At 64.2% G+C, this 26,012-nt stretch carries 25 protein-coding genes and 1 riboswitch; of the genes, 13 read left to right on the forward strand and 12 right to left on the reverse strand.

What is annotated here, in order from left to right:
* Positions 1-83 precede the first annotated feature (83 nt).
* Positions 84-440 carry a hypothetical protein gene (locus RHP72_RS15055; protein WP_042450945.1) on the reverse strand — a complete coding sequence of 119 codons (357 nt, stop codon included), beginning with the start codon at positions 438-440 and terminating at the stop codon, positions 84-86.
* Between the two features lie 189 nt (positions 441-629).
* Here RHP72_RS15055 and RHP72_RS15060 point away from each other — a divergent pair, with 189 nt between their 5' ends.
* Positions 630-968: an RNA polymerase-binding protein RbpA gene (locus RHP72_RS15060; RefSeq protein ID WP_003944971.1), complete on the forward strand. Its 339-nt coding sequence runs from the start codon at positions 630-632 to the stop codon at positions 966-968.
* 427 nt (positions 969-1,395) lie between these two features.
* Here RHP72_RS15060 and RHP72_RS15065 read toward each other — a convergent pair whose 3' ends face one another.
* The 7 genes from RHP72_RS15065 to RHP72_RS15095 form a co-directional block, all read right to left on the reverse strand.
* On the reverse strand, positions 1,396-2,208 hold the full coding sequence (locus RHP72_RS15065) for a PrsW family intramembrane metalloprotease (protein WP_311094862.1): 813 nt from the start codon (positions 2,206-2,208) through the stop codon (positions 1,396-1,398).
* Between the two features lie 6 nt (positions 2,209-2,214).
* Positions 2,215-2,574 carry a hypothetical protein gene (locus tag RHP72_RS15070; RefSeq protein ID WP_311093551.1) on the reverse strand — a complete coding sequence of 120 codons (360 nt, stop codon included), beginning with the start codon at positions 2,572-2,574 and terminating at the stop codon, positions 2,215-2,217.
* Positions 2,571-3,224 carry a hypothetical protein gene (locus RHP72_RS15075; RefSeq protein ID WP_311093552.1) on the reverse strand — a complete coding sequence of 218 codons (654 nt, stop codon included), beginning with the start codon at positions 3,222-3,224 and terminating at the stop codon, positions 2,571-2,573. Before RHP72_RS15075 ends, RHP72_RS15070 begins: the two co-directional genes overlap by 4 nt.
* A 136-nt stretch (positions 3,225-3,360) precedes the next feature.
* Positions 3,361-4,191 carry a hypothetical protein gene (locus RHP72_RS15080; protein WP_064074779.1) on the reverse strand — a complete coding sequence of 277 codons (831 nt, stop codon included), beginning with the start codon at positions 4,189-4,191 and terminating at the stop codon, positions 3,361-3,363.
* A 92-nt stretch (positions 4,192-4,283) separates the two neighbouring features.
* Positions 4,284-5,852, reverse strand: coding sequence for an apolipoprotein N-acyltransferase (lnt, locus tag RHP72_RS15085; RefSeq protein WP_311094864.1), 1,569 nt, complete (start codon positions 5,850-5,852; stop codon positions 4,284-4,286).
* 37 nt (positions 5,853-5,889) lie between these two features.
* Complete coding sequence (locus RHP72_RS15090) at positions 5,890-7,524, reverse strand: amidohydrolase (RefSeq protein WP_003944830.1); 1,635 nt, start codon at positions 7,522-7,524, stop codon at positions 5,890-5,892.
* A gap of 12 nt (positions 7,525-7,536) precedes the next feature.
* Positions 7,537-8,097 (reverse strand): FxsA family protein, encoded by a 561-nt coding sequence (locus RHP72_RS15095; RefSeq protein WP_311093553.1) that lies wholly within the window; start codon positions 8,095-8,097, stop codon positions 7,537-7,539.
* Between the two features lie 250 nt (positions 8,098-8,347).
* Between RHP72_RS15095 and RHP72_RS15100 the strand changes: the two genes are divergently transcribed.
* Complete coding sequence (locus tag RHP72_RS15100) at positions 8,348-9,007, forward strand: hypothetical protein (protein WP_003944837.1); 660 nt, start codon at positions 8,348-8,350, stop codon at positions 9,005-9,007.
* A 37-nt stretch (positions 9,008-9,044) separates the two neighbouring features.
* Here RHP72_RS15100 and RHP72_RS15105 read toward each other — a convergent pair whose 3' ends face one another.
* Positions 9,045-9,704, reverse strand: a complete 660-nt coding sequence (locus RHP72_RS15105) for a response regulator transcription factor (protein WP_003945024.1) — start codon at positions 9,702-9,704, stop codon at positions 9,045-9,047.
* Between the two features lie 57 nt (positions 9,705-9,761).
* A complete protein-coding gene (locus tag RHP72_RS15110) occupies positions 9,762-10,889 on the reverse strand; it encodes a sensor histidine kinase (protein WP_080712739.1) in 1,128 nt (375 codons plus the stop codon).
* Positions 10,890-10,963: 74 nt separating this feature from the next.
* Here RHP72_RS15110 and RHP72_RS15115 point away from each other — a divergent pair, with 74 nt between their 5' ends.
* From RHP72_RS15115 to RHP72_RS15130, 4 genes are read left to right on the forward strand one after another with little or no spacing between them, the layout of a single operon-like run.
* Complete coding sequence (locus RHP72_RS15115; RefSeq protein ID WP_030536361.1) at positions 10,964-11,731, forward strand: TSUP family transporter; 768 nt, start codon at positions 10,964-10,966, stop codon at positions 11,729-11,731.
* A 30-nt stretch (positions 11,732-11,761) separates the two neighbouring features.
* The gene (locus RHP72_RS15120) at positions 11,762-13,282 is read left to right on the forward strand and encodes a TldD/PmbA family protein (protein ID WP_311093554.1); all 1,521 of its coding nucleotides are present in this window, start codon (positions 11,762-11,764) and stop codon (positions 13,280-13,282) included.
* The gene (locus RHP72_RS15125; protein ID WP_007729834.1) at positions 13,279-14,637 is read left to right on the forward strand and encodes a metallopeptidase TldD-related protein; all 1,359 of its coding nucleotides are present in this window, start codon (positions 13,279-13,281) and stop codon (positions 14,635-14,637) included. The genes RHP72_RS15120 and RHP72_RS15125 overlap by 4 nt, the downstream gene beginning before the upstream one ends.
* Positions 14,637-15,542, forward strand: coding sequence for a TIGR01777 family oxidoreductase (locus RHP72_RS15130; protein WP_037131792.1), 906 nt, complete (start codon positions 14,637-14,639; stop codon positions 15,540-15,542). The genes RHP72_RS15125 and RHP72_RS15130 overlap by 1 nt, the downstream gene beginning before the upstream one ends.
* A gap of 7 nt (positions 15,543-15,549) precedes the next feature.
* Here RHP72_RS15130 and RHP72_RS15135 read toward each other — a convergent pair whose 3' ends face one another.
* Positions 15,550-15,930 carry a PPOX class F420-dependent oxidoreductase gene (locus RHP72_RS15135; RefSeq protein WP_042450954.1) on the reverse strand — a complete coding sequence of 127 codons (381 nt, stop codon included), beginning with the start codon at positions 15,928-15,930 and terminating at the stop codon, positions 15,550-15,552.
* 203 nt (positions 15,931-16,133) lie between these two features.
* Here RHP72_RS15135 and RHP72_RS15140 point away from each other — a divergent pair, with 203 nt between their 5' ends.
* Positions 16,134-17,789, forward strand: a complete 1,656-nt coding sequence (locus RHP72_RS15140) for a GMC oxidoreductase (RefSeq protein WP_082661451.1) — start codon at positions 16,134-16,136, stop codon at positions 17,787-17,789.
* Between the two features lie 39 nt (positions 17,790-17,828).
* Here RHP72_RS15140 and cobN read toward each other — a convergent pair whose 3' ends face one another.
* On the reverse strand, positions 17,829-21,449 hold the full coding sequence (cobN, locus tag RHP72_RS15145; RefSeq protein WP_311093555.1) for a cobaltochelatase subunit CobN: 3,621 nt from the start codon (positions 21,447-21,449) through the stop codon (positions 17,829-17,831).
* Positions 21,450-21,512: 63 nt separating this feature from the next.
* Positions 21,513-21,598, reverse strand: a riboswitch (cobalamin riboswitch).
* A gap of 74 nt (positions 21,599-21,672) precedes the next feature.
* On the opposite strand from cobN, the gene cobG reads away from it, so the two are divergent.
* The 6 genes from cobG to RHP72_RS15175 are packed head-to-tail and all read left to right on the forward strand — an operon-like array spanning position 21,673 to position 25,968.
* Positions 21,673-22,815, forward strand: coding sequence for a precorrin-3B synthase (cobG, locus tag RHP72_RS15150; RefSeq protein WP_030536357.1), 1,143 nt, complete (start codon positions 21,673-21,675; stop codon positions 22,813-22,815).
* A 19-nt stretch (positions 22,816-22,834) separates the two neighbouring features.
* The gene (locus tag RHP72_RS15155; RefSeq protein ID WP_007729839.1) at positions 22,835-23,461 is read left to right on the forward strand and encodes a precorrin-8X methylmutase; all 627 of its coding nucleotides are present in this window, start codon (positions 22,835-22,837) and stop codon (positions 23,459-23,461) included.
* Positions 23,458-24,945 (forward strand): precorrin-3B C(17)-methyltransferase, encoded by a 1,488-nt coding sequence (cobJ, locus tag RHP72_RS15160; RefSeq protein WP_030536355.1) that lies wholly within the window; start codon positions 23,458-23,460, stop codon positions 24,943-24,945. Before RHP72_RS15155 ends, cobJ begins: the two co-directional genes overlap by 4 nt.
* Positions 24,946-24,971: 26 nt before the next feature.
* On the forward strand, positions 24,972-25,331 hold the full coding sequence (locus RHP72_RS15165) for an HNH endonuclease (protein WP_076948440.1): 360 nt from the start codon (positions 24,972-24,974) through the stop codon (positions 25,329-25,331).
* The gene (locus tag RHP72_RS15170) at positions 25,328-25,732 is read left to right on the forward strand and encodes a hypothetical protein (protein ID WP_007729842.1); all 405 of its coding nucleotides are present in this window, start codon (positions 25,328-25,330) and stop codon (positions 25,730-25,732) included. Before RHP72_RS15165 ends, RHP72_RS15170 begins: the two co-directional genes overlap by 4 nt.
* Positions 25,729-25,968: a PLDc N-terminal domain-containing protein gene (locus RHP72_RS15175; RefSeq protein ID WP_311093556.1), complete on the forward strand. Its 240-nt coding sequence runs from the start codon at positions 25,729-25,731 to the stop codon at positions 25,966-25,968. Before RHP72_RS15170 ends, RHP72_RS15175 begins: the two co-directional genes overlap by 4 nt.
* Positions 25,969-26,012: the final 44 nt, after the last annotated feature.

Below are 26,012 nucleotides of genomic sequence, written 5' to 3' on the forward strand. Positions count from 1 at the left end.
AAATTTGTCGTCGTCAGGCGTCAGGAGCACCGCAGTGTTGCAGTGCTCGACGCAAGGCTAGAAACCGGTTGCCCACACCTGCTCTACCGGAAACGTTCGGCTTCGCGGGCAAGCTCGGTCAACCGTTCACACAACTGTGTGAGCTCTGAACTCTCTGCGCCCTCGGCAACTGCTGTCGCCACATCTTCGGCAGCGCATCGGACCTCGAACATCCGATCCACGAGTTCGACCGCTTCGACTGCGGTCAAGATGACGGCGTCAGCCGGGATCGACGTGCCCTTGACGGCATTGCGCTGCTCGTACGCACGCTGTCGACAAGACTGGCTGCAGTACCGGCGTCGACGACCGACACCGGTCACCGCGACCTCTCGACCACACCACACACACGGGTTTCCCGAACGCGCAGACTGCGGTGATCCGACGCGTGTGCTCTCAGCCATGAATCGACACTGTACTCGAGATTCGGACGCCTTCGATGAACGCGCACGGTACCCGGTAAGATGGAGAGGTTGCGTCTTCTCGCCACACGGGAACCAATCGGGTGCTCGTGGCGTTGTAGATGAGTGTGAGCGTCTACTCCCCAAGTCAGGGCGCCCACCAGCGGTGACGAACGAAGAGAGGACACCACCATGGCAGATCGCGTACTTCGAGGTAGCCGACTCGGAGCTGTGAGCTACGAGACCGACCGTGACCATGACCTCGCGCCCCGTCGTATGGCCAAGTACAAGTGCGAGAACGGCGAGATCTTCGACATCCCGTTCGCGGACGAAGCCGAGATCCCCGGCACCTGGTTGTGCCGAAACGGCCTCGAAGGCACCCTCATGGAGGGGACTGCTCCCGAAGCCAAGAAGGTCAAGCCTCCCCGCACCCACTGGGACATGCTGCTCGAGCGTCGCTCGGTCGAGGAACTCGAAGAGCTCCTCAAAGAGCGTCTCGATTTGCTGAAGGCCAAGCGTCGCGGCGCATGAACTAGCACTTCGATCAAGACCGTCCGGTTCTACACCGGGCGGTCTTTCTCGTTCTTCGGGGAGTGATCGTTCACAAGTCGACGTCATACTTCGGCCCTTCTTCGACGTGGCAACTTCAGGATGCTTCGCGGTCCTCAAAGACGCTTCAGGGCAACGTCATTCAGCATCCAGGCGCACTCGCGGGCCGACAGTGCGCACATCCTGGACTTGCGCTGGAGAACCATCGGCACTGCTTCGTGCACCAGTGTGAGCTGTATCCCCCACCCCGCGACACACCAAACTTCGGTACACCAAACTTCGATACGGAGTGAACTGGTAGCCCAGTCACTCGGCCGGGTTGCTTGCCAAGTGACGATGGCAAGCAACCCCCGACTGGGGTGCGGGTGAATGATTTGCGGTGCTGAACGGTTCTTCCGCTACTTCCCGGTCACCGAGTGATGCTCTGTGCCGCGGTTCCTTGGCGGAGGCGGGTGATTTCGTTGCGTGATTCGACGACCTGGGGGCTGTCGTCGCCCTTGCTGACAGCTAGGTCGCTGCACAGATCCAGCGCGGCACGAACGATATGTCGTCGTTGGCGACGTTCGGTGCGAGTGGGTGCGGCTTTCGCGTAAGTGCGTTGTTGTCGCCATCCGCCGGCGGCTGTCACCTCGGCGTCGGTCAGGACGCCGGACTCGATTTCCGGGGCGAGAATGTCACGGACGAAGTGGGATTCACGTGGGTGCGCCCAGACGAACGCGATCCACAAGGCAGTGAACGCGAAGACGATGTCGCCGATCATGATGACGAACACGAGCGAACTGCTGCCGCCGGCGATCGCGAGCATGGAATCCCACACGCCGTGGATCAGGATGGGTGCCACGATCAACGCCAATCCGCGTCCGATCCGCCGGGGCTGGGCCGGGGTGCCGATCAGATAGATCACGCCGGCGCAGAAAAGGGCGGTGAAGAGGGGATGAGAGACGATGTCGGAGTAGGTGCGGGTGGCGATGGAACCGAGCAGGCCGTCGGTTTGGTGGGCGCCGAAGCCCTGTGTTGCGCCGGCAATCGAGTACAGAAAGTCTTCGCTGGTCTGAAATCCCAAGCCGATGAAAGCACCGAGGAGCAGGCCGTCGGTTGCGGTGCGCACCAGGCGTGGTGCAAGCGCGAGGAGGACTACGATGCCGATGCCTTTGGCGGTTTCCTCCACGAAGGGTGCAGAGAGGCCCGCATGCCAGTCCTGAGCCCATAACTGCCCGAAAATCTTCGATTAGAGCGAACCGACTGCTCCGTTCGCGGGTACTGCGATAGTGAACGTTGCTGCGGTGGCGCCCCAGATGAAGCCGGTGACCACTAGTCCTACGGGTTGGCGTTCGTAGCGGTCGATGTGCCGGAACCACCATGTCCAGACCGCGGCGCTGATGACGCCGACGATGCCGGCAACGAGGAGTGCGCGCCCGAAGTATCCGGCGAAGGGAGCAAACATCTGCCAGCCTTTGACGAGGCCGAATCCGCACATCCACAGGTATATCCAGAACACGACGTTGCGTGGCTGGAAGAAGTGAAATTTCTCGCCCCAGGCCGTCGTATCGAATGCGCGGGAGCGGGTTTCGAGGAGATCGGTGCTCACTTGGTGTCTCCCTCGTGTGTGCCGATAGAGGCGATCATGTCGGTGATTTCTCGACTGCGGGCGGCGATCTGACCGGGTGGGCCGACTACCTGTACCCGAATTCCCTTGCCGTCGACGACGAATGTGGTCACCGATCCGGCGGACCGCGGAGTGTCAAAGCTGACCTGGACGCCGCTCAGACCCCCGGCGGTGCTGATCGGCTGGCGCGCACCGGAGACCGCAAGCACGGAACTGCCGTTCGTCGCAAGACTCACGGCATCTGTTTGGGAGAGGAGTTCGTCGGCAGTTCCACTGAATGTGTCGGCGTCGACGCTCACGGTGACGGTGCCATCGGTCAACGTCACACGTGGGAGCGAATCGGACGCGCCATGTTGGTCGGTTCGGAAACCACTGTCGACATTCCAGCCCGCAGGTGCGGCGAAGGAGACCGTTTCGGTCACGGCCATCCGGTCTCCGGCGCCGGTTGGATCTTCGGAGGAGACAGCGGAATCGATGGCGGGCACGATCACGGTCCAGAGCATCCACACCGCCAAGATCGCGAGGGCGTGTGGAAAGACTCGTGTGTCGAATCCGAGGAAGCGGTGATCCGCTGGTGGACGTCTTCCGTGTAGGGGCTCGTGCTTGTGTGCAGTACTCGAAATAACGCTCAATTTCCCTCGTTTCCATTGCACGGCAGGTGCACTGACTATCGCAGAAACGGACAAATTCCGTGCATCAGCCGGCACCTGCCGGTCATCGAGACGATCGTGCACCAAGTTCCCGTAGGCGCGAGATCACCGAGAGCTCCTAGTCGACGGTGAACCGTCGCATCGCCAGATGTCCGAACACGCCGACCAGAATCAACGTGACGCCTGCGGTCACGGAAACGGAGTCGGTCACCAACCCCGCGATGCCGGTCACGGCTACGAACACCGGCAAAAAGTCGAACAGCCTGAAAATCGACTGCGGTGGTTCGGTTTCGAGGCCCTGAGCCTGAGCGGCCTTGTTCGGCGCATACTCGGGGTACCACTCGGTGAAGGAGATCGCGAAGAAGGTTCCGAGCAACTGCAGAATCCATCCGGTCCAGAAGTTGTCACCGTCGTGCAGCAGTGCGTCTCCGAACAGGCCCACTACGGCCGACCAGGTGAAGGCGAGAGCCCACACCGCCGTAATGACGTAGTTGATGCGCAGAAACAGTGGCGTCGTCCAATACTCTTCAGGCGTCGACTCTTTCGCGTACTGCAAAGTGAAAGGATTGCGGAGCAGGATCGATCCGAAGGCAAAGACCACCAGCGCGATGTTGGTCAGTTCGCCTCCCCAGAGTTCGAACCACCGAATCGTGTTCGCCGACGCGAGGAGGCCGATGGCCGCCAGAACGCCGAAGAACACGACGTCGAAGACCTCCAACAGCTTCACGGTGCCGCCGCGCCGGTGACTGGCCGCCAAGATCAGCAGCGACAACCCGAGGGCTGCGGCCGCGGATTCCTCGAACCTTCCCGGCCCGGAGAGCAAGGACAGCAAGATCCACGGCGACAGGCCGGCGAGCGGTGACTGCAGAACCGCGTCGACGACACTGGTTTTGTGAACTGCATCCCGGGTCTCGGACTTGTCTGGCTCGGTTTTCTCAGGCTCGGTCACAAGAAGCCGCCTTACGCAGGAACGGGTGGCACAGCGAGTACCCGCGTAGGCGCTCCTCGGAACATCGGCAGCCCTAATATCCGATGCTCGGCTCAGATTGCCGCAGTCTCCTCGGGTGAGTGCTCAGCCTGATCTCGGCGCCGGGCCAGCACTGCCATGGCAATCGCGCCGACCGCGATGATGCTGAGCACGATCTCCGGCACCGGACCTACTCGGCTGGCAAGGGTGGAGCTGGTCGAGAGCGGCACCTTCGCCACCAGGGCCGCCGGCACGAACAGGTCGGTTTGCGAAGTCACCGCACCGTCGGGAGCGATGATGGCGCTGACACCACTGGTTGCGGCGACAACGACGGCGCGGCCGTGCTCGACTGCCCGCACACGCGACATTGCCAGCTGCTGATAGGTCATCTCGGTGTCCCCGAAAGTGGCGTTGTTGGTCGGTACCGCCAGCAACTGTGCATCGTTGCGCACCGATTCCTGGAACGCCCGGTCGAACGCCACCTCGTAACAAGTCGCGACACCGATGGGCACCCCCGCTGCATGGACAACGCCGTTGCCCTCGCCGGGAACGAAATTGCCCGCGCGATCGGCGTACGAGGAGAAGTTCCGGAAGAAGCTTCGGTAGGGCAGGTATTCGCCGAACGGCTGAATGATCTTCTTGTCGTGCTGTTCCTGAGGACCGTTGGCGCCGTCCCACACGATCACCGAATTGGTGGTCGTACGATCGGCGTTCACGAGTACGGTGCCGACAAGAATCGGCGCTCCGATCGCTTCGGAGGCCCGGGTGATGTCGGCAGCGGCATCGGCGTTTCGCAGGGGGTCGATGTCCGAGGCGTTCTCCGGCCAGATCACGACGTCAGGCTGATCGACGCGGCCCGCGTCCACCTCGGCAGCAAGTTTCACGGTTTCGGCGACATGGTTGTCGAGGACCTGCTTGCGTTGCGAGTTGAAGTCCAAGCCCAACCTCGGAACGCTTCCCTGAATGGCGGCGACGGTGATCGTTCGATCACCGGAATCCATGGTGGACAAGAACGGCGACACCGCGAGAGCAATGATCACGGGCACGAGGGCAGCGGCAACAGCTCCGAAGAATCCTCGGTCCCATCGTTTGGCCGCGACAGCGACTGCAACTGCTGCCAAGCCGGTACCGGTCAGGGCCACCGCGAAGCTGAGCAGCGGCGCACCGCCGACACTCGCAAGTGGGAGGAGCCACCCTTCGGATTGACCGAATGCGAGCCTGCCCCAAGGAAATCCGCCGAAAGGAACGCTGGAACGAAGCCACTCGGTGAGCGTCCAGGTCGCGGCAATCCACAAGGGTGCCCATGGCAACCTCGCCACCAGAACCGCAAGCAGCCCGAACAGTCCGATGAACAACGACTCCACCGCGGCCAACGCGATCCACGGGACCGCACCTACGAACACACCGATCCACGGAAGCAACGGCACCAGAAATCCGAGACCGGCCAAGTATCCGTAACCGAAGCCGGCACGAAGGCGCAGTCCGCCGCGCCCGAAGTTCGTCAACACACACGTCAGAAGAGCGATCCCGACGGGCGCCAAGAACCACAGCGGGCGGGGTGGGAACCCTGCGAAGATCAGGAATCCACCTGCGGCCGCGTACAGCGAACGTAGCCATGCGGAACCGGTGAGCACAGCGCTCACACGGGAGCGATCACCGACAGACGCCTCTGCGCCGGCCTCACTCACTCGACGAGCCGCGCTGATAGACGACGCGTCCGCGATGCACCGACTTGATGCAGACCGGAATCGGCGCATCTTCCGCCAGCCTCGGCAGAGCGGGTACGCGCGAGCGCGGATCGGTAGACCATCGCTGAACCGAGTCGGCGGGTGCGCTCACTTCGAGTTCGCCTGCCTCCCACAACACGTAGGAGGCCGGTGCGCCCGGATTGAGGGTTCCCGCGGCGCCGTCCCGCACTCCGCCCGCGCGCCAGGCGCCGCGAGTTGCCGCGGAGAAGGCCGCACGCGGCGAGATTCCACTTCCGTCGGTGCGGTGCTGGACAGCGGCGCGCAGCATCGCCCACGGCTCGATGGGGGTGACCGGGGCGTCGGAGCTGAATGCGAGCGAGACACCCTTACCGGCAGCAGGTGCAAACGGATTCAACGCTGCTGCGCGCTCTACTCCCAGGCGCGTGGCGTAAAGACCGTCGGTGCCACCCCACAGTGCGTCGAACACCGGTTGGACGCTAGCGATGACACCCAAGGCGGCAAAGGTTTCCGCGTCGGCCATAGACATCATTTCCGCGTGCTCGAGGCGGTGACCCAACGCGGCGACCTTGGGGCCACCCAGTTCGTCGGCGACCCTGCGGAACGCGGCAGCTGCCGACGAGACGGCGCCGTCACCGATGGCATGGAACCCGGCCTGGACGCCCGCGAGGGTACAGGCCCGGATGTGTGCGGCGATCGCGTCGACGTCGAGGTAGGCATTGCCCGTCGAATCAGGTTGGTCTGCATAGGGTTCGAGCAACCACGCGGTATGCGAACCGAGCGAGCCGTCGATGAAGAGATCCCCGCCGAGTCCGTCTGCTCCGGTTTTGTCGAGGAGCGCGCGAGCATCCTCTTCGCTGTCGACACGCTCACCCCAGTAGCCCCGAACCTCCACGCCGTGATCGTGGGCCAACAGTTCCTGGAAATCGGTCAATCCCGAGATGTCCGGTCCCCCGCACTCGTGAACGGCCACGATTCCGCGTGAGGCGCAGAGATCGAGCGCAGCGGTACGAGCAGACGCGCGCTGAGTTTCCGTCAGCAGATTCCGAGCGGCATTGCGCGCCAGGTGGTGTGCGTCGAACGTCAACGGGCCTTCGGCTGAGTATCCAGCGGTGTCGGCGAGGCCGGAGATCCCGTCGCGCAATGCGCTCGAGCACGCGGCCGAGTGAACGTCGATCCGCGAGAGATACACCTTGCGGCCAGGGGCGGCCGCGTCGAGATCTGCGGTCGACGGCGGGGTCTGCTCGGCCCACTCGGTGTCGTCCCAACCGTGTCCCCAGATGACTGCGTCGGGATGGGCAGTTTCGGGGTTCGCGGCTGCGAATGTTCGTACTCGCGAGAGACATTCGTCCAGAGAGTTCGCGCCCACGAGATCGAGGCCGACGAGATTGAGTCCCAGTGCGGTGATGTGGACGTGGGTGTCGACGAACCCGGGAGTGACGAACGCACCACCCAGGTCTTCGATCTCCGCGGCGGGGTGCAACGCCCGTCCGGCGCGCTCGTCGCCGACCCACACGACGGTGCCGTCGGTGATGGCGATCGAGGTCGCGTCAGGTGCAAATGAACTGTAGATCCGGCCGTTGACCAGCAGACGAGTAGTCACGAGCACCCAGTCTGCCTGTTAGTACTGCGGCCCCCGCGAACGGGTGGGTGTATCCGTGTCCAGAATCTCACCCTCGAGGACGAGTTCCTTGCCGTTGCTGGCGACGTACTCGGTGGTTTCGGGTGTCTTGACGATGATCTCGCCGTCGATCACCTCGCCGTTTCCGCGCATCCGCGCCGCGTAGCCGACGGTTCCGGCGAAGGCGTCACCACCGGCGGCAAATGCTGCTGCGCGCTTACCTGCCAGGAGCACTGCAAGCGGGCGCAGCGCCCAGCGGGTCGGCGGAATCAGAAGCAGCAGGCCCAGAACCGAAGTCACGAGTCCGGGTACGAACATCAACGCGGAGCCCGCCGCGACCAGGGCGCCGTCGGCGACCGCCAGTGACGGCGATCCCTCACCCCGCGTGGCCTTACGGAACCCGTCCATGACCCGTCGCCACTGCGAGCGCATGAGGATCAATCCGACGAGCGATCCGGCGAGAAACAGCAGCACTGTCCAGGCGACACCGATGGCGTTGCCCACGATGACCAAGGCTGCGATCTCGACGATCACGTAGAGGAGAAATACGGCGGCGATCATGACGTCCCCTTTCAGACGGTCTATTCGTTCAACGCTCGAGGGGCCGGTTTTTCTCCCGACAACGACGCAGAGGTGCAAAACAGGTGGGTGCCGTGAGTCACACGGGCCTTCTCTCACGCACGTGCGACTTGCCTGGCGTTAACTAACGCTCCGCTAACGATTCTAAACCTCAAGTTGACGTTGAGACTCTGCGCATGGTCAAGTCACTTCGGGCCGCATTTCCCGGCCTCATGAAATGAAGGAGCCCGACATGAGCCGACTCCCCGGCAAGACACTCGCCCGACGCATTCCCGCTGCCATCGCCGGCACTGCCGCCGTCGTGGCACTCACCGCCGGCAGCGCGATGATCAGCGCGGGAACCGCGGCCGCAGAACCGGTGGTACCCGAAGGAATTGCCGCACTGATCGCGCAGGCCGCAGCCATCTCCCCCGAAGCCTCTGCTGCTGTTCAGCAGTTGATCGGCACGGCAGGCGCTGATCAGATCACGACCGCTCTCGATCTCCCGGACATCGGCGTCACCAAGCCGCAGTCGTTCATGTACCCCGCACCGACGGTCGGGTGTGGCGTGGCCGGTGAACCCGTCACCGTCACCCTCAGCTCCGCACAGGCCGGTCCGAACTTCCCGTTGCCGCCGTGGGTCGAGGCCGACCATCTCCGGTTCCAGGCAATCCCGGGTTACGTCGGCATACCCAAGACCTCCGGGTTGAGTGTTGCCTGGATCAACGTCGGCACGTTCAAGGGCGGCATCGTCCCGTTGGACGAGAAGTTGCCCGTACTCGATACGCCGTTGCTCTCGAAGGTCGTCGACACCGGTGACGGCAAGGTGTTTGCCGCTCTGTTCGGCAATGTCGATTACGCAGACGGGAAGACCTGCATCGTGCTGCCAACAGTGGGCGCTTTTGATGCTTGAGCAGAGCGAAACGCTCGCTGCCTGACAGGCGGCTGGCCTACGCGCCCGGAGTCACCAGTCCGGTCTCGTAGGCCAGCACCACAGCCTGCACACGATCACGCAGATCGAGTTTGGTCAGAATGCGTCCGACGTGCGACTTGATCGTCGATTCGGACAGGTACAGCTGCTGTGCGATCTCGATGTTCGACAGCCCCGTGGCCACGTGTCCGAGGACTTCGCGTTCGCGTTCGGTCAGGACGTCGAGAACTACCGGATCGCGCCGGGGCGCCGGACCGTCCACGATGAACCTCGACAGCAGACGACGTGTCACCTTCGGGGAAACAACCGCGTCACCGGCTGCCACGCTGCGGATTGCCGACACGAGATCCTCGGGCGGGGTGTCCTTGAGAAGGAAGCCGCTGGCTCCGGCGCGCAAGGCACCGAGAGCGTGTTCGTCCAGGTCGAAGGTCGTCATCACCAGGACCCTGGATTCGATCCCGGAGGCAAGAATCTGCTCGGTCGCTTTCACCCCGTCGACAATCGGCATCCGCACATCCATCAACACGACGTCAGGCTTCAGCGCCACCGCCGCTGCGACCGCCGCGGCCCCGTCGCCGGCCTCACCGATAACCGAGATGTCTTCATGTGCTTCGAGCACCATGTTCAGGCCCATCCGCATGAGTTCCTGGTCGTCGACTAGCAGCACGGTGATGGGCACGGCGTAAACCTATCGGGCCTGAGACGTCGGTGCCAATGCGATTGCGGCGAGCCGGTATCAATCGTGGATCTCGAGCGGCAGCTCTGCGTACACACGCCAACTGCCGTCGGGGCGTCGTCCGGTCTCGAGCGTCCCGTGCAGTACCGCCACCCGCTCACGCATTCCGACCAGTCCATTCCCCGAACCGTGGGAGAAGGTCGAACTCGACGTTCCGTTGTCGACGACCTCGAGTAGTACCGCGGTGTCGGTGCGGCGCACGGTGACTCGTGCCTTCGGGTTTGCGCCGGCGTGGCGGAGGACATTGGTCAGTGATTCCTGAACGAGGCGATGAATTCCCAGGCTGACCGATGGACTGACGTCGTCGAGCTCGCCGGTCAGCTCGAGGCGCACGCCGAGACCAGCGGCCCGCATCATCTCGACGACCTTGGCGATGCCGGCAGTTCCGTGTTGCGGCATCGCATCACTACTGACCTCGGTGCGCAGCAGCGAGACAGTACGGCGAAGCTCGGCAAGGGCGTCGCGTCCGGTGCTGGAGATGTTGCCGAGCGCCTTCTTGGCCAACGCGGGATTGGAATCGACCGCATACGACGCGCCGTCCGCCTGGACGATCATCACGCTGACCGCGTGGGCGACGACATCGTGGAGTTCGCGGGCGATTCGGGTTCTTTCCGTGGCCACCGCATCCTCGGCACGTCGATCCCGTTCGTATTCGGCCACTTCGAGTCTGGCGGCCACTTCCTCGTCGTAGGCGCGGCGGGCGCTCAAGAACTCGGCGGTGATCCAGGCCAGTGCATAGAGCAGGGTCGCGATGATGATCGTGAGGATCACGTCTTCGCGGATGACGAGCAACGAGAGTGTCATGTCCAGGGCAAGGAAGCACGCGAAAATCGCCCCGGTGCGTCGATCGACATACGCAACGAGTGTGTAGAGCGAGACCCCGAGCGCCAACAGGCCTGGATGTTCCGCAGCCGGATCCCCGGTCGCCCACATCATCAAGGTTGCGAAGTACGACATCGACAAAATGGACGCAGCGGATACACGCGGATATTTGCGACGCCACACGACGGGAAGGCAGATCAGAAATCCGACGACGAGCTGAGGCCACCGCTCCTCACGCGGCGAACTGACGAACGTGACTACCTCGAGCGCGAAGAACACGAGCGCCAGCGCGCTGTCCGCGATCATCGGCTTTCCTCGCAGCCACAGGCTGAACCTCCGCATGTGCTCAAGAGTGTCACAGCTGTGAAAGAGTCACCGCCGTGGATATTGCTGATTGGGGACTGCTGATGACGGCAGCGACGGCGGCGGGTTGGGTCGACGCCGTGGTCGGCGGCGGTGGATTGATTCTGTTGCCGGCGCTCTTTCTGGTCGCCCCCCAATTGACCCCACAGGCGGCACTGGCCACCAATAAATTGACGGCATTCACCGGGACGAGTGCTGCGGTGTACACGTTCTCCCGTCGAATCCCGATGGAGTGGCGGCAGATGGCGCCGGCAGCCGCGTTGGCTGCGGTGACGGCCGCGTGCGGGGCGGCGGCCGTTTCGCTGATCGACAAGAAGTACTTCATTCCGATCGTGATGGTCGTCCTCGTCGCCGTCGCCGTCTTCGTGACCATGCGTCCGACGCTGGGCACCACGATCGCGACCCATCGTCCGACGCAGCGCAAGACCGTCCTCGTCCTGCTGCTCTCCGCCGGACTCATCGGCCTCTACGACGGTCTGCTCGGACCCGGCACCGGCACCTTCCTCATCATCAGCTTCGCGACCTTCCTCGGAACCGAATTCGTTCGGAGCGCAGCGATGGCGAAGGTGATCAATCTCGGTTCCAATTTCGGCGCGCTCGCCTACTTCGCCGTCACCGGGCATGTCTGGTGGAGTTTGGGTTTGGCGATGGCGGTGTGCAACGTTCTCGGCGCGGTCATCGGTTCGCGGATGGCGCTGAGCAAGGGATCCGGATTCGTGCGGATCACGCTGTTGGTGGTCGTGATCGCCATGGTGATTCGCCTCGGATGGCAGCAGTTCGGCTGAGATCGGCGGTCGTCGGCTAGCGTCGTGTGCGTGACCGTCACCCGAGATGTCGATGCAGATTTCCTCGCCCTCCCGCTGCGAGCTGTCGCTGATGCGGCGCTGTCGGCAGCGAGAACGGCCGGCGCCCAGCACGCCGATGTTCGTGTCCACCGCGTGCTCACACAGTCGATCAGGTTGCGCGACGGCGTAGTTCAGGCGGTGTCCGACGGAGACGAGATCGGGGTCGCCGTCCGTGTGATCGTCGACGGCACGTGGGGATTCGCCTCGCACGCCGAGGTGTCCCCCGATGTCGCTGCTGCGCTGGCACGCCAAGCGGTCGAGGTCGCGAAGGCATTGCGCTCGCTCAATCGGGATCCGGTCACCCTCGCCGACGAGCCCGTCTACGCCGACGCGACGTGGGTGTCGCCGTACCTCGAAGATCCCTTCGCGACACCGACGGCCGAGAAGGTAGGCCTGCTGGTCGACTACTCCGGACGGCTTCAAGCCGCCGACGGCGTGGATCACGTCACGGCGAGTGTCCTCCAGGTCAAGGAGCAGACCTTCTACGCGGATCTGGCCGGTTCGTCGATCAACCAGCAACGGGTGCGTCTGCACCCCGAGTTCGAGGCGACCGCCGTCGACAAGTCGGCCGGCAGCTTCGAATCGATGCGCACCTTGGCGCCGCCGGTAGGCCGCGGATGGGAGTACCTCGGGGCGGAGAGCATATGGAACTGGGGCGATGAGCTCGCGCAGATCCCGGAGTGGCTGGCCGAGAAGACCAAGGCACCGACCGTCGGAGCGGGTCCGACCGACCTCGTGATCGATCCGACCAATCTGTGGCTCACGATCCACGAATCCATCGGACACGCCACCGAATACGACCGGGCGATCGGCTACGAAGCGGCCTACGCCGGTACGTCGTTCGCGACGCCGGACAAGCTGGGAACGCTGAAATACGGAACGCCACTCATGCACGTGACCGCCGATCGTAACGAAGAGCACGGCCTGGCCAGCGTCGGATTCGACGACGACGGCGTCGCCTCTCAACGGTGGGATCTGGTGGCAGAGGGAACACTGGTCGGGTATCAACTAGACCGCGTGTTCGCGCCGAGGCTGGGGCTGACGCGTTCCAACGGTTGCTCGTACGCCGACTCCGCACATCACGTTCCCATCCAGCGAATGGCCAACGTCTCGCTCTCCCCCGACCCTTCTACGGACACCTCGACCGCAGACCTGATCTCGCGAGTCGAGAACGGCATCTACGTCGTCGGTGACAAGTCCTGGTCGATCGACATGCAGCGCTACAACTTTCAGTTCACCGGTCAGCGGTTCTTCAAGATCCGTGACGGAAAGCTCGACGGTCAGGTGCGCGACGTGGCGTATCAGGCGACGACGACGGATTTCTGGGGCTCGATGGAAGCCGTCGGCGGTGAGTCGACCTGGCGTCTGCAAGGCGCATTCAACTGCGGCAAGGCGCAACCCGGTCAGGTTGCGGCGGTCAGCCACGGCTGCCCGTCCGCACTCTTCCGCGGAGTCAACATCCTCAACACTCGTTCGGAGGCTCAGCAGTGATCGATCCGCAGCAGGTCGTCGAGCGTGCACTGGCCGCGAGGACGGTAGACGAATCGTTGGTGATCGTGACCGATGCGAGTGAGGCGTCGCTGCGGTGGGCCAACAATTCGATGACCACCAACGGAGTTTCGCTGTCCCGGACGTGGACGGTGATCTCGATCGTGCGCGAGGGTGACATCGCGAAGGTGGGCACTGTCAGTTCCAGCAGTGTCGATCCGGAGCAGATTTCCGCACTCGTACAGGCAAGCGAAGAAGCTGCGCGCACAGCCACTCCGGCTGACGACGCGTCCGACCTGATCACGCAGTCGGCGGCGGAGACCGACTGGGACCTGCCGGCCGCCCTGACCGACATCGGTGTCTTTGCGCCGTTGGCTGCCGACCTGTCCACGGCCTTCGACGGCGGCGACCAGTTATTCGGCTTCGCTCACCACCAGTTGCACACCACCTGGCTCGGCACTTCGACGGGCGTGCGACGTAGAACGGCTCAGGCCACCGGCTCCGTGGAAATCAACGGCAAGCGCGGCGACGCCAGCGCCTGGGTCGGATCCGGAACTGTCGATTTCAGCGATATCTCGATACCGAAGCTCTTGTCGCAGTTGACCACTCGACTCGACTGGGCGGGTAACTCCGTCAGTCTGCCTGCCGGCCGCTACGAGACAATTCTTCCGCCGTCGGCTGTGGCGGACCTGATGATCTATCTGATGTGGACCATGGAGGGTCGCGGCGCCGAAGAGGGCCACACCGCACTGTCCACCACCGGTGGTACCCGGATCGGCGAGAAGCTCGGATTGCCACTGACACTCACCTCCGACCCCGGCGCCGAGGGCTTGCAATCCGCGCCGTTCGTGATCACGACGTCGTCGAGTGAATCCGTCTCACTGTTCGACAACGGTATGGAGATCGAACCCGTCGACTGGGTCCGAGACGGCGTCGTCAATGCGCTGGCGTACCCGCGCCACGCTGCACGAGAATTCGGTCGACCTGTCGCAGTTCCCGGCGACAATCTCATCCTGACCGGTGGTGACGACACCTCGATCGAGGACATGATCGCAGGTACCGAGAAGGGTCTACTGCTCACAACCCTCTGGTACATCCGTGAGGTGGATCCGACGACGCTGCTGTTGACCGGACTCACCCGTGACGGGGTGTATTTGATCGAGGACGGCAAGATCGTCGGCGCCGTCAACAACTTCCGTTTCAACGAGAGCCCTCTCGATCTCCTGCGGCGGGTCACCGAGGCTGGACGTACCGAGATCACGCTTCCCCGGGAGTGGAAAGACTGGTTCACCCGCACGGCCATGCCGCCCATGCGGATTCCCGACTTCCACATGTCCTCGGTCAGCCAGGCGCAGTGATGACGAAGGTCGTGATCGCCGGCGGCACCGGCGCTCTCGGCCGCCGGATCAGCGACGATCTCGCCGACCGTGGGTATGACGTCGTGGTCCTGACTCGCTCACCGAAACCCGGCAGGCACAGGCAGGTTCAGTGGGACGGTGTCACGGTCGGAGACTGGGCAGGAGAACTCGACGGCGCCGCGGTGATCAATCTGGCCGGCGAGTTGGTCGATCGCCGACCCACCCCGGCAAACATCGCACTACTCACCAGTTCCCGAGTCGATCCGACCCGCGCGCTGGTTGAAGCGTCGAAACTACTGGCGAACCCTGTTCCGGTGTGGATCCAGGCGAGCACGCTCGCGATCTACGGCGATGCGGGTGAGGCACGATTGGACGAGGATTCTCCCCTCGCTGACGGGCCACCTCAGATGACCGACGTCGCAAAGGACTGGGAGGCAGCGGTCGAGGGTGCAAACGCGTCACGAGTGGTGATCCTGCGAACCAGTGTCGTGTTGGAGAAGGGCACACCGGCGCTCGAGCGACTGCTGTTGCTCGTGCGTCTCGGTCTGGGCGGACGCGTCGCCTCGGGTAGGCAGTGGACCAGTTGGATTCATATCGAGGACTGGCTGTCGATCGTTCGTTGGGCACTCGAACCCGATTCGGCTGCCTCGGGCGTGGTCATCGCGACGGCTCCGGATCCCGTCCGCAATTCAGAACTGATGGCCGGGCTGCGCAAGCACCTTCACCGGCCACCTGCGCCGCCGACGCCCGCTTTCATGGTCAGAATCGGCGCGTTCCTTCTTCGCAGCGACGCTGCCCTGGGCCTGACGGGTCGTCAAGCCGTATCGAAAGTGTTGGCGGACAAAGGCTTCACATTCACCTATCCGCGCTTCGACTCAGCGTTGGACGATCTGCTCGGCAACTGACGCGCGGTCAGGCTGCAGTGACGGCAAGTCCGATCGTTCCGGTCTTGCCGCGGCGAAGGAGACTGCCCTTCATGGTGATCCAGCCGAGGATTCCGTACCGACGTGCTATCGCGTCGCGAGCATGATCGGTGCCCGGTCCGTCGAGGATCTCGGCGACGGCGGCCACCGGTTCACCCTTGGGATTTCCCCGAGCGTCACACGCAGCGACGGTGACCGACGGGTTTCGCCTGATCCGCTTGACCTTGTAGGAATCGGTGACGGTCCACATCAGGAGCTTGTCGCCGTCCGGCGCGGCCCAGAGCGGAGTCGCCACCGGCGTTCCGTCCTTGCGGAAGGTCGTGAGTAGGACGTACTTGGCCTCGGAGACGCGCTTGAAGTCGGAGTTCACTCCTCGAGGATAGGTGCGAGCGCCTCTCGCTGAACATCGACAGGTTTCCGCGACTATCTGGCGACCGATCAGTACCACCCAGGAAGTGCCACTTATGCACGTTTTATCCGGTTCTTCTTGACGTCGGACACGCCGTTTCGTCCCCGAACTCCATCTCGAGTTATTCTGAGGCAAACCGTCGAACTGGGGAGTCGAACTTACACATGCAGCGCCGTGACATGCAGCGTCGTGACTTTTTCAAAGCCGCCGGGGCGGGGGCAGCAGTTGCCGCCGCGACACCGCTCATCTCGACGTCGACCAGCCACGCCACCCCCGCACCACTGCGGGCGCTCCCGATGGGTGCTGATCACTACCGCGCGCTCGTCCCCGAGTTGTTCGCACCCTCTCCTACTCCCCCGGAGCATTCCGAAGCCATCGTCATCGGGTCCGGATTCGGCGCAAGCGCCACCGCCCTCAGACTGGCGCAGAGCGGCACCCAGATCACCATCCTCGAACGCGGACTTCGGTGGCCCCACGATCCGCAACGGGAGATTCACACGTCCGACATGCTGGCCGACGGCCGCGGAGTCTTCCGGCGAACATCGTTCACCAACCTCACCGGACTCCCCGTGGCGTGCGACTACTTCAGCGGCGTCCTCGATGCCACCGACTACCAACACATCTCGGTATGGCGCGGCGCTGCAGTCGGCGGTGGTTCCATCATCTTCACCGGCGTGATGATCGCGCCCGAGCGCCGATTCTTCGACGCAGTCTTCGGCAACTCCCTCGACTACGACGAGATGGCGTCCACCTGGTACCCCAAAGTGCGCCAGATGCTGCGTCTGAGCCCGTTGCCCGAAGACATTTACCAAACCCCGAACTTCGGTCACTCGCGTCGTTGGGATCAGGACGCTCGTCGTGCCGGATTCGATCCGCAGCGGATCGACGGGATCTGGAACTGGGACGTGGTGCGCTCAGAACTCGACGGCCGAACCCGAGCCTCGGCCACTGTCGGTGACAGCAACATGGGTAACTCCAACGGCGCGAAGTTCGACCTCACACAGAACTACATTCCCGCCGCCGAAGCCACCGGACGAGCCACCGTCTGTTACGGACATCAGGTGCTCGCGATCAGTCGCGAACGTGATGGACGCTACGTCGTCGACGTCGAATCGACGGATCCGACGGGTGGCGTTCTGGCCCGGAAGACTCTTACCTGTGACCGTCTGTTCCTCGGCGCCGGCTCGATCGGCACCTCCGAACTGCTGGTACGCGCCCAGGCGACGGGCGCGCTGCCCAACCTCAACGAACACGTCGGTAAGGGCTGGGGAACGAACGGCGACGCCGGGATGGTGCGCTCGTTCGGCTTCAGTGACGGCACTGCGCAAGCCGCACCGTCGGCATCACGCATCGTCGACGAGTCGGGAATGCCACTCTCCCTGGAAAATTGGTACGTCCCCGGCCTACCCGTCAACATCGGCATGCTCGGAACATTGGGGATGACCCTCGACTCGCAGCGCGCCGACTTCGCCTACGACGGCGGCTCCGATCGGGTGGTGCTGAACTGGCCGAAGAACGGCAACGACGCCACCGTCGAGGCACTACGCGCCGTCCAGAACAAGATGGCCTTCGCCGGCACCACGCTGCCGTCGGCATTGCCGTTCGCGAAGGACGTCAATTCCTCGTTCACCGCGCATCCCCTCGGCGGTGCGGTTCTGGGCAAGGCCACCGACGGTTACGGGCGAGTCAAGGGCTACGACGGCCTGTACGTGATGGACGGCGCTGCCATTCCGGGCAGCACCGGCACCGTCAATCCGTCACTGACCATCACTGCCCTGGCGGAGCGGAACATCGCTCAGATCATCAAGTCCGGACGCTGACTCACTTCAGCGCCCGGATCTGCCGGTGATGCTCGAGGTCTACTCCCCCTCGAGCTCGCCTTCGGTTTCGAGGTACACCTGACGCAAGCCGTCGAGTGTCTTCTGCTCGGGGTGCTCCCACATGTTGCGCTCGGCGGCTTCGAGGAGCCGCTCGGCGATTCCGTGTAGTGCCCACGGGTTGGATTGCGTCATGAACTTCTGGTTCTGCTCGTCCAGAACGTAGGTCTCGGCGAGCTTTTCGTACATCCAGTCCGCGACCACGTTGGTGGTGGCGTCGTACCCGAAGAGGTAGTCGACCGTGGCTGCCATCTCGAAGGCACCCTTGTACCCGTGACGGCGCATCGCGTCGAGCCAGCGGGGATTGACCACGCGCGCCCGGAAGACACGTGCGGTCTCTTCCGAAAGTGTGCGTGTGCGAACCGATTCCGGTCGAGTGCTGTCGCCGATATATGCCTCGGGCGACTTTCCGGTCAGCGCGCGCACGGTGGCAACCATGCCGCCGTGGTACTGGAAGTAGTCGTCCGAATCGGCGATGTCGTGCTCACGCGTGTCGGTGTTCTTGGCCGCCACGTTGATTCGACGGTAAGCACTGCGCATGTCGTCAGCTGCCGGGATTCCGTCGAGCCCACGGCCGTACGCGAAGCCGCCCCAGTTGGTGTACACCTCGGCGAGGTCGTCGTCACCGCGCCAGGTCTTGGAGTCGATGAGTTGCAGCAGGCCGGCGCCGTATGTTCCGGGCTTCGAACCGAAGATACGGGTGGTCGCACGCCTGGCGTCGCCGTGCTCGGCAAGGTCGGCCTGTGCGTGGGCGCGCACGTAGTTCTGCTCGTCCGTCTCGTCCAGTGCCGCGACCAGCTGAACGGCGTCGTCGAGCAGTGCGAGCACGTGCGGGAACGCATCACGGAAGAATCCGGAGATGCGGACGGTGACGTCGATGCGCGGGCGGCCGAGTTCTTCGAGATCGATCACTTCGAGGTTGACGACGCGTCGGCTCGCTTCGTCCCAGACGGGGCGAACACCGAGGAGCGCGAACACTTCGGCGATGTCGTCGCCGGAGGTACGCATGGCGGCGGTTCCCCACACCGACAGACCCACCGAGCGCGGGTATTCGCCGTGATCGGCGAGATAGCGAGCGGCGAGCGACTCGGCCATCGCCTGACCGGTCTCCCACGCCAGGCGTGAAGGAACTGCCTTGGGGTCGACGGAGTAGAAGTTACGACCAGTGGGAAGAACGTTGATCAGGCCGCGCAGCGGCGAACCGCTCGGACCCGCGGCGATGAATCCGCCGTCGAGCGCGTGCAGGACCTGCTTGATCTCGTTGTCGGTCTGCCGAAGACGCGGAACCACTTCGGTGGCCGCGAACTGCAGGATCTTCACGACGGTCTCGTCGTCGCTGAGTTGTTCTGCCGCAGCGGGGTTCCAATCGGCGTCGTACATGCCGCGAACCAGTGCGTGCGCCTTTTCCTCGACGTCGTCGACACGGTTGCGGGACTCGTCGCCGTCTTCGCTGAGCCCGAGAGCTTCGCGCAGACCAGGGACGCTCTGTTCGCCGCCCCACATCTGACGGGCACGGAGCATAGCCAGGACCAGTTCGATTTCGGCGTCGCCCTCGGGTGCGCGGCCGAGAATGTGCAGGCCGTCGCGGATCTGGACGTCCTTGATCTCACACAGCCACCCGTCGACGTGCAGGAGCATGTCGTCGAACACGTCTTCTTCGGGACGCTCCGCGAGGCCGAGGTCGTGGTCCATCTTGGCTGCCCGCATCAGCGTCCAGATCTGCTGGCGAATGGCCGGCAGCTTGGACGGGTCCAGTGCGGAGATGTTGGAGTGCTCGTCGAGCAGTTGCTCGAGACGGGAGATGTCGCCGTAGCTTTCGGCGCGGGCCATCGGTGGGATCAGGTGATCGACGAGCGTCGCGTGGGCACGACGCTTTGCCTGTGTTCCTTCACCCGGGTCGTTGACCAGGAAGGGGTAGATCAGCGGCAGGTCGCCCAGGGCTGCGTCGGTGCCGCAGTTGCTGGACATGCCGAGCGTCTTGCCGGGCAACCATTCGAGGTTTCCGTGCTTGCCGAGGTGCACAACGGCGTCGGCGCCGAATCCGCCGTTGTCCGGTGTTGCAGCGATCCAGCGGTAGGCCGCGAGGTAGTGGTGGCTCGGCGGCAGATCCGGGTCGTGGTAGATCGCGACGGGCTTTTCACCGAATCCCCGCGGCGGCTGGACCATGAGGACGATGTTGTTGAATCGCAGTGCCGCGATGACGATTTCGCCGTCGGGATCCTGCGAGCGGTCGACGTACAGCTCTCCGGGCGCTGCGCCCCAGTGCTCTTCGACACCGCTGCGCAGTTCCTCGGGCAGGGTGGCGAACCATTCGCGGTACTTTGCTGCCGAGATGCGGATCGGATTGCCCTCGAGCTGCTCGGCAGTGAGCCAGTCGGGATCCTGTCCGCCGGCCGCGATCAGGGCATGGATCAGCGCGTCGCCGTCCTTCGCCGCCAGGCCGGGAACTGCGTCCGGGCCGTCGACCGGACCGAGATCGTAACCGGCAGAACGCATTTCGGTGAGCAGGTCGATTGCGCTCGCCGGAGTATCGAGACCGACGGCGTTGCCGATGCGGGCATGCTTGGTCGGGTACGCCGAGAGCATCAGAGCAACGCGACGCTCGGTGGTGGGAATGTGGCGCAGCTTGCCGTGACGGACCGCGATCCCGGCGACACGGGCAGCGCGCTCGACGTCGGGGACGTACGTGGGCAGTCCGTCGGAGTCGATTTCCTTGAAGGAGAACGGGACGGTAATGATGCGGCCGTCGAATTCCGGCACCGCGACCTGGGTCGCGACGTCGAGAGGCGACAGTCCGTCGTCGTTCTCGTCCCAGGTGGCGCGGCTACTGGTCAGGCACAGCCCCTGCAGGATCGGGACGTCGAGTGCAGCGAGTGCGGCGACATCCCAGGCTTCGTCGTCCCCACCGGCGGACGCGGTAGCGGGCTTCGTGCCACCGGCAGCGAGAACTGTCACGACCATGGCGTCGGCGCGGCGGAGCGTGCTCAGAAGTTCGGCTTCAGCGGTTCGCAGAGATGCGCAGTAGATCGGCAGCGCGGTGCCACCGGCCTCGGCGACCGCGTCGCACAACGCCTGGATGTACTGGGTGTTGCCGGCCAAATGCTGAGCACGGTAGTACAGAACTGCGATGACCGGACCGCTCGCCGAGTCGAGATCGGGCGCGAAATCAGCGATGCCCCAGGAAGGCAGGTGAGCCGGCGGCTCGAAACCGTGGCCGGTGAGCAGGACCGTGTCGGACAGGAAGTGGTGCAGCTGTGCCAGATTCTGTGCGCCACCCTCGGCCAGGTAGTTGTGCGCCTCGGCAGCAACGCCGGCGGAGACCGTCGAGCACTCCATGAGGTCGGCGTCCGGCGCGTGCTCGCCGCCGAGAACGACTACGGGGAGTCCGGAGGCGAGGACCATGTCCAAGCCGTCTTCCCAGCTGCGACGGCTGCCGAGGATACGAACGATCACGAGGTCGACGCCGTCGAGCAAGGGCGGCAAGTCCTCCGAGACCAGCAAGCGTGAGGGGTTGGCCCAGCGGTAGGAAACTCCGTCGCCGGCTTCCTGGCTGGCGCGGGCGCTCAGCAGATCGGTGTCGGACGTGGAGAGCAGAAGAATCACGGGTGAAGCCTTCCTGGGGTTTCGCGCCCCGTGGCACAGATCTGTCATCGACGGCGGTTGAGGGTCTGACTCGTGTTTCCGGGCGGAAACACGTCCCGCTCGAGCAACACTCACAGTGGCGCGACCGCACCGGACTTTCACCGGTTTCCTCAACTGCCGTCACTGGTGGTGGTGATGCTACCGGTCCGCAGAAGGCACTCATGACAGGTCGTACCCTGGAGCCATGCCCACGGACCGTTCACAGCCAGACGCGTGCCCGGGTGCACTGCAAGTTCACCACGCCGCCGACGGCGCACTGGCACGCGTGCGCCTACCCGGCGGACTCCTCACCCCGGTCCAATTGCAGACGCTCGCCGACGCGGCGCGCGATCTCGGCAACGGGCAGATGGAACTCACCTCGAGGGGCAACGTACAACTGCGCTCGGTCTCGGACCCCGAAGCCTTCGCAGCGCGAATCGCGTCGGCCGGTCTGCTGCCGTCAGCGACGCACGAGCGAGTGCGCAACATCCTCGCGTCCCCACTGTCCGGCCGTATCGGGGGCGTCGCCGACATTCGTGAACTGGTCCACCGTCTCGATTCGGCGATCCAAGCAGATCAAGCATTGGCGGATCTGCCAGGGCGAACCCTGTTCACCCTCGACGACGGCCGCGGAGACATCACCGGGCTACGGGGCGATTTCGGACTCCATGCGCGCAGCGCCACCGAGCATTCACTGGTGCTCGCCGGTCACCACACCACTCATCTCGTCCAGGCGGACGACGCCGTCGAATTGCTCCTCGAGGCGGCTCGATCATTCCTCGACGTTCGCGACAAGCACTGGCGCCTGGCCGAGGTTCCGGACGGAATCGAACGCACCCTCGAGCAGCTGGGTCTGACCGCCGAGTCCACCGTTGCGGCGGACCTCACGCCGGATGCGCGGCCCACTATCGGCTGGCTCGAGCAGCGCGACGGGACCGTAGCTCTGGGCGGCGGCCTGCGATTCGGGCTGCTCGACGCTCGGCTGGCCGAGTTCCTCGCCGCCGTCGACAAGCCCGTCGTCGTGACACCGTGGCGATCGGTGCATATCTTCGACCTCGACGAATGGGCAGCCGAGCAGGTAGTCCGGGTGCTGGCACCCATGGGGTTGATCTTCGACGAGAACTCACCGTGGCTCGAGGTCACCGCCTGCACCGGAAGTCCGGGATGCGAGAAGTCGCTCGCCGACGTGCGCGCCGACGCGATCACCGCCGTCGAGCAGGCAGAACTTCCGGTTGTCGGGCGCCAGCACTGGGCCGGGTGCGACCGCAGCTGCGGACGTCCCCGCGGGGACGTAGCGGATGTGATCGCGACGGGTGACGGTTACCGGGTGAATCCGCCCGATCGGTGATGCCTCTATCGTGTGGCACATGATCGAGTACATCCGTGACGGCGCGGAAATCTATCGCCAGTCCTTTGCCACCATTCGGGCCGAAGCCGACCTGAGCCGTTTCCCGGCGGATGTCTCGCAAGCTGTAGTGCGCATGATTCATGCAAGTGGCCAGGTCGATCTCGTCGACGACGTCGCCTTCACACCCGGTGTCGTCTCGGCTGCGCGCGCAGCTCTGCGCGACGGCGCGCCGATTTTCTGCGACGCCCAGATGGTGGCTGCCGGCATCACGCGCAAGCGTCTGCCCGCCGGCAACGACGTCATCTGCACCCTCGGCGATCCGCGGGTTCCCGTGCTGGCGTCGACCATCGACAACACTCGCTCGGCGGCTGCTCTCGAACTGTGGGGAGCCAAGCTCGAGGGCGCTGTTGTCGCGATCGGAAACGCACCCACCGCACTGTTCCATCTCCTGAACCTCATCGAAGCCGGCGCACCCCGTCCGGCCGCCATCGTCGGAGGTCCGGTCGGCTTCATCGGCGCTGCCGAGTCGAAGGAAGCCCTCATCGAACACGCCAGCGGGATCGATCATCTCGTTCTCCGCGGCCGACGCGGCGGCAGCGCGATCACCGCCGCCGTCGTCAATGCGATTGCGAGCGAAGTCGAATGAGTGCAGGCAAGCTCTGGGGTGTCGGTATCGGCCCCGGCGATCCCGAATTGGTGACCGTCAAGGCCGCCCGCGTCATCGGCGAGGCCGATGTGGTTGCGTTCCACTCCGCGCGGCACGGCAAGAGCATCTCCCGCGGAGTTGCAGCGCCGTACATGCGCGAAGGACAGATCGAAGAACACCTCGTCTACCCCGTGACCACCGAGACCGTTGATCATCCCGGCGGATACCAGGGCGCGATGGACGAGTTCTACGAAGCAGCTGCCGAACGGCTGGCAGTTCACCTCGCGGCCGGTCGAACCGTCGCGTTGCTCGCCGCCGGCGATCCGCTCTTCTACAGCTCCTACATGCACATGCACAAGAGACTGGCCGATCGCTTCGACGCCGAAGTGATTCCCGGCGTCACCTCCGTCAGCGCGGCATCTGCTGCACTCGGAAAGCCGCTGGTCGAGGGTGAAGAGATCCTCACGATCCTGCCCGGAACGTTGCCGCAGGCCGAGCTGACCAGGCGGCTCAAGGAAACCGACGCCGCGGCCATCCTCAAGCTCGGACGTACCTTCCCGCCGGTCCTCCAATCGCTCGAGGATTCCGGTCGCCTCGGCGAGGCCCACTACGTCGAGCGCGCGAGCACCACACGTCAACGCGTCGAATCCGCTGCCGAGGTCGACCCGGACGGAGTTCCGTACTTTTCGATCGCCATCGTTCCGAGCCCGTCGAACAACCCTCGACCTGCGACCGAGTCTCGCGGCGAGGTGGTCGTGGTCGGACTCGGGCCGGGCGACACCGCCTGGACCACACCCGAAGTGGCGCATGAGCTTTCGTTGGCAACCGACCTCGTCGGCTACGGCCCGTACGTCGATCGCGTGCCGACGCGTCCGGGCCAGCGTCGCCATTCCAGCGACAACCGCGTCGAAGCGGAACGCGCCGCGATGGCGTTGGACCTGGCGAAGAACGGCGCCCGTGTAGCTGTCGTCTCGTCGGGAGATCCCGGCGTATTCGCCATGGCTGCAGCAGTTCTCGAAGTTGCCGCCGAAGACCAGTGGCGCGGCGTGCCGGTCCGCATCCTTCCCGGCATGACGGCGGCAAACGCTGTCGCCAGTCGCGTCGGTGCTCCCCTCGGGCACGACTACGCGGTGCTCTCGTTGTCTGATCGCCTCAAGCCGTGGGATGTCGTCGCGCGCCGTATCTCGGCAGTTGCAGCCGCGGACATGGCGTTTGCGGTCTACAACCCGGCGTCGAAGTCCCGGACGTGGCAGGTCCAAGCCATGAAGGACCTCGTGCTCGAGCACCGCTCCCCCGAGACTCCCGTCGTCATCGGCCGCGATGTTGCCGGTGCCGAGGAATCAGTTCGCGTCGTGACCCTCGGCGAGCTCGAGCCTTCCGAGATCGACATGCGGACGCTGCTCATCGTCGGTTCGTCGATGACAACCGTCGTCGAAACCGGTTCGGGCCGTCAGGTGTTCACCCCGCGGCGCTACCCGGAGTGAACGCCGCACGGCGATAGCATGGCGTCATGCCCGTCAACCGGACCCGGAAAGCAAGATACGCGCGTAAACGGAAACGCCGGATGGATTTGGTGGAGCACGATCTGTCCGTCGAGCAGTGGTCCGCGCTCAAAGCGGCCTGGGGTGGCTGCGCGTACTGCGGCGAGTCGGACGAGTCGCCGCAACGTGACTGCGTGCTGGCGATCTCCCGCGGTGGGCGCTACACACTCGACAACATCGCACCGGCGTGCCGCTCGTGCAATGCAAGCAAATGCAACAGCGAGGTCACTCTCTGGTTGCGGCGCAAGGGGTATGACGAGAAGGCCTTCCTCCTGCGACACGCGGAGATAGGGATCGAGATGAGGGCGCAGTTCTCGGAGCAGTCGTGACGACCCCACACGAGTTTCGCCCGATCCTCGACGAGTTGATGGAGTTCGAACCTCTGTTTCACCGAACTCGAGTAGCGATGTCACGAGACGAGTTCGATGCGGTCGTCGACCCGCAGTTCCGGGAGATCGGAGCCTCCGGCGCTCGATACACCCGCGACTACGTGCAGTCGGTAGTTGAGCGCCGACGCCTCCGCGGCGAGGTGAACGACGCCGCCGAACTCGGGTGGACGGCTGACCGGCCAGCGCTGAGCCGGATTGCGCCTGACACGTATCTGGTGACTTACCGGCTGGCGCAAGCGCAACGAGTTACCGAGCGATCATCCATCTGGCGGTTCACCGAGAATCGATGGAGCGTGTTGTTTCATCAAGGCACAGTCGTCGAAAGTGGTCTGGAAGCGTGAACGAATCGACCCCCAACCCCACCATTCCGCTTTGGATGGACATCACCCTCACCGTCTTCGTTCTTGCCTGGATCTTCATCACGATTAGCGCGCTCGTGGCGATCGTGCGCACCGATTTCGACCGCTTGGGGAGCAAATTCTGGTGGTCGGCACTGGTGATCGCCGTGCCTGTACTCGGTGCGCTCGTCTGGTTACTGTTCGGTCGACCCCCGCGTGACTCCAGGTCCCGAACCTGATCTACACCGACGGCCCGGCAGTAGTCTGAGTACGGTCCGGTGCT

It is taken from the genome of Rhodococcus sp. SG20037, assembly GCF_031763325.1.
Lineage (GTDB): Bacteria > Actinomycetota > Actinomycetes > Mycobacteriales > Mycobacteriaceae > Rhodococcus_F > Rhodococcus_F qingshengii.

Excerpts from the sequence above, each read along its gene's own strand:
- RHP72_RS15095 (WP_311093553.1), bottom strand. The coding sequence starts at position 8,097 with ATGATCGCCGCCGTATTTCTCCTCTACGTGATCGTCGAGATCGCAGCC.
- RHP72_RS15060 (WP_003944971.1), top strand. The coding sequence starts at position 630 with ATGGCAGATCGCGTACTTCGAGGTAGCCGACTCGGAGCTGTGAGCTAC.
- RHP72_RS15100 (WP_003944837.1), top strand. The coding sequence starts at position 8,348 with ATGAGCCGACTCCCCGGCAAGACACTCGCCCGACGCATTCCCGCTGCC.
- RHP72_RS15055 (WP_042450945.1), bottom strand. The coding sequence starts at position 440 with ATGGCTGAGAGCACACGCGTCGGATCACCGCAGTCTGCGCGTTCGGGA.
- cobG (WP_030536357.1), top strand. The coding sequence starts at position 21,673 with ATGCCCACGGACCGTTCACAGCCAGACGCGTGCCCGGGTGCACTGCAA.
- RHP72_RS15165 (WP_076948440.1), top strand. The coding sequence starts at position 24,972 with ATGCCCGTCAACCGGACCCGGAAAGCAAGATACGCGCGTAAACGGAAA.
- cobJ (WP_030536355.1), top strand. The coding sequence starts at position 23,458 with ATGAGTGCAGGCAAGCTCTGGGGTGTCGGTATCGGCCCCGGCGATCCC.
- RHP72_RS15130 (WP_037131792.1), top strand. The coding sequence starts at position 14,637 with ATGACGAAGGTCGTGATCGCCGGCGGCACCGGCGCTCTCGGCCGCCGG.
- RHP72_RS15110 (WP_080712739.1), bottom strand. The coding sequence starts at position 10,889 with ATGATCGCGGACAGCGCGCTGGCGCTCGTGTTCTTCGCGCTCGAGGTA.
- RHP72_RS15155 (WP_007729839.1), top strand. The coding sequence starts at position 22,835 with ATGATCGAGTACATCCGTGACGGCGCGGAAATCTATCGCCAGTCCTTT.
- RHP72_RS15140 (WP_082661451.1), top strand. The coding sequence starts at position 16,134 with ATGCAGCGCCGTGACATGCAGCGTCGTGACTTTTTCAAAGCCGCCGGG.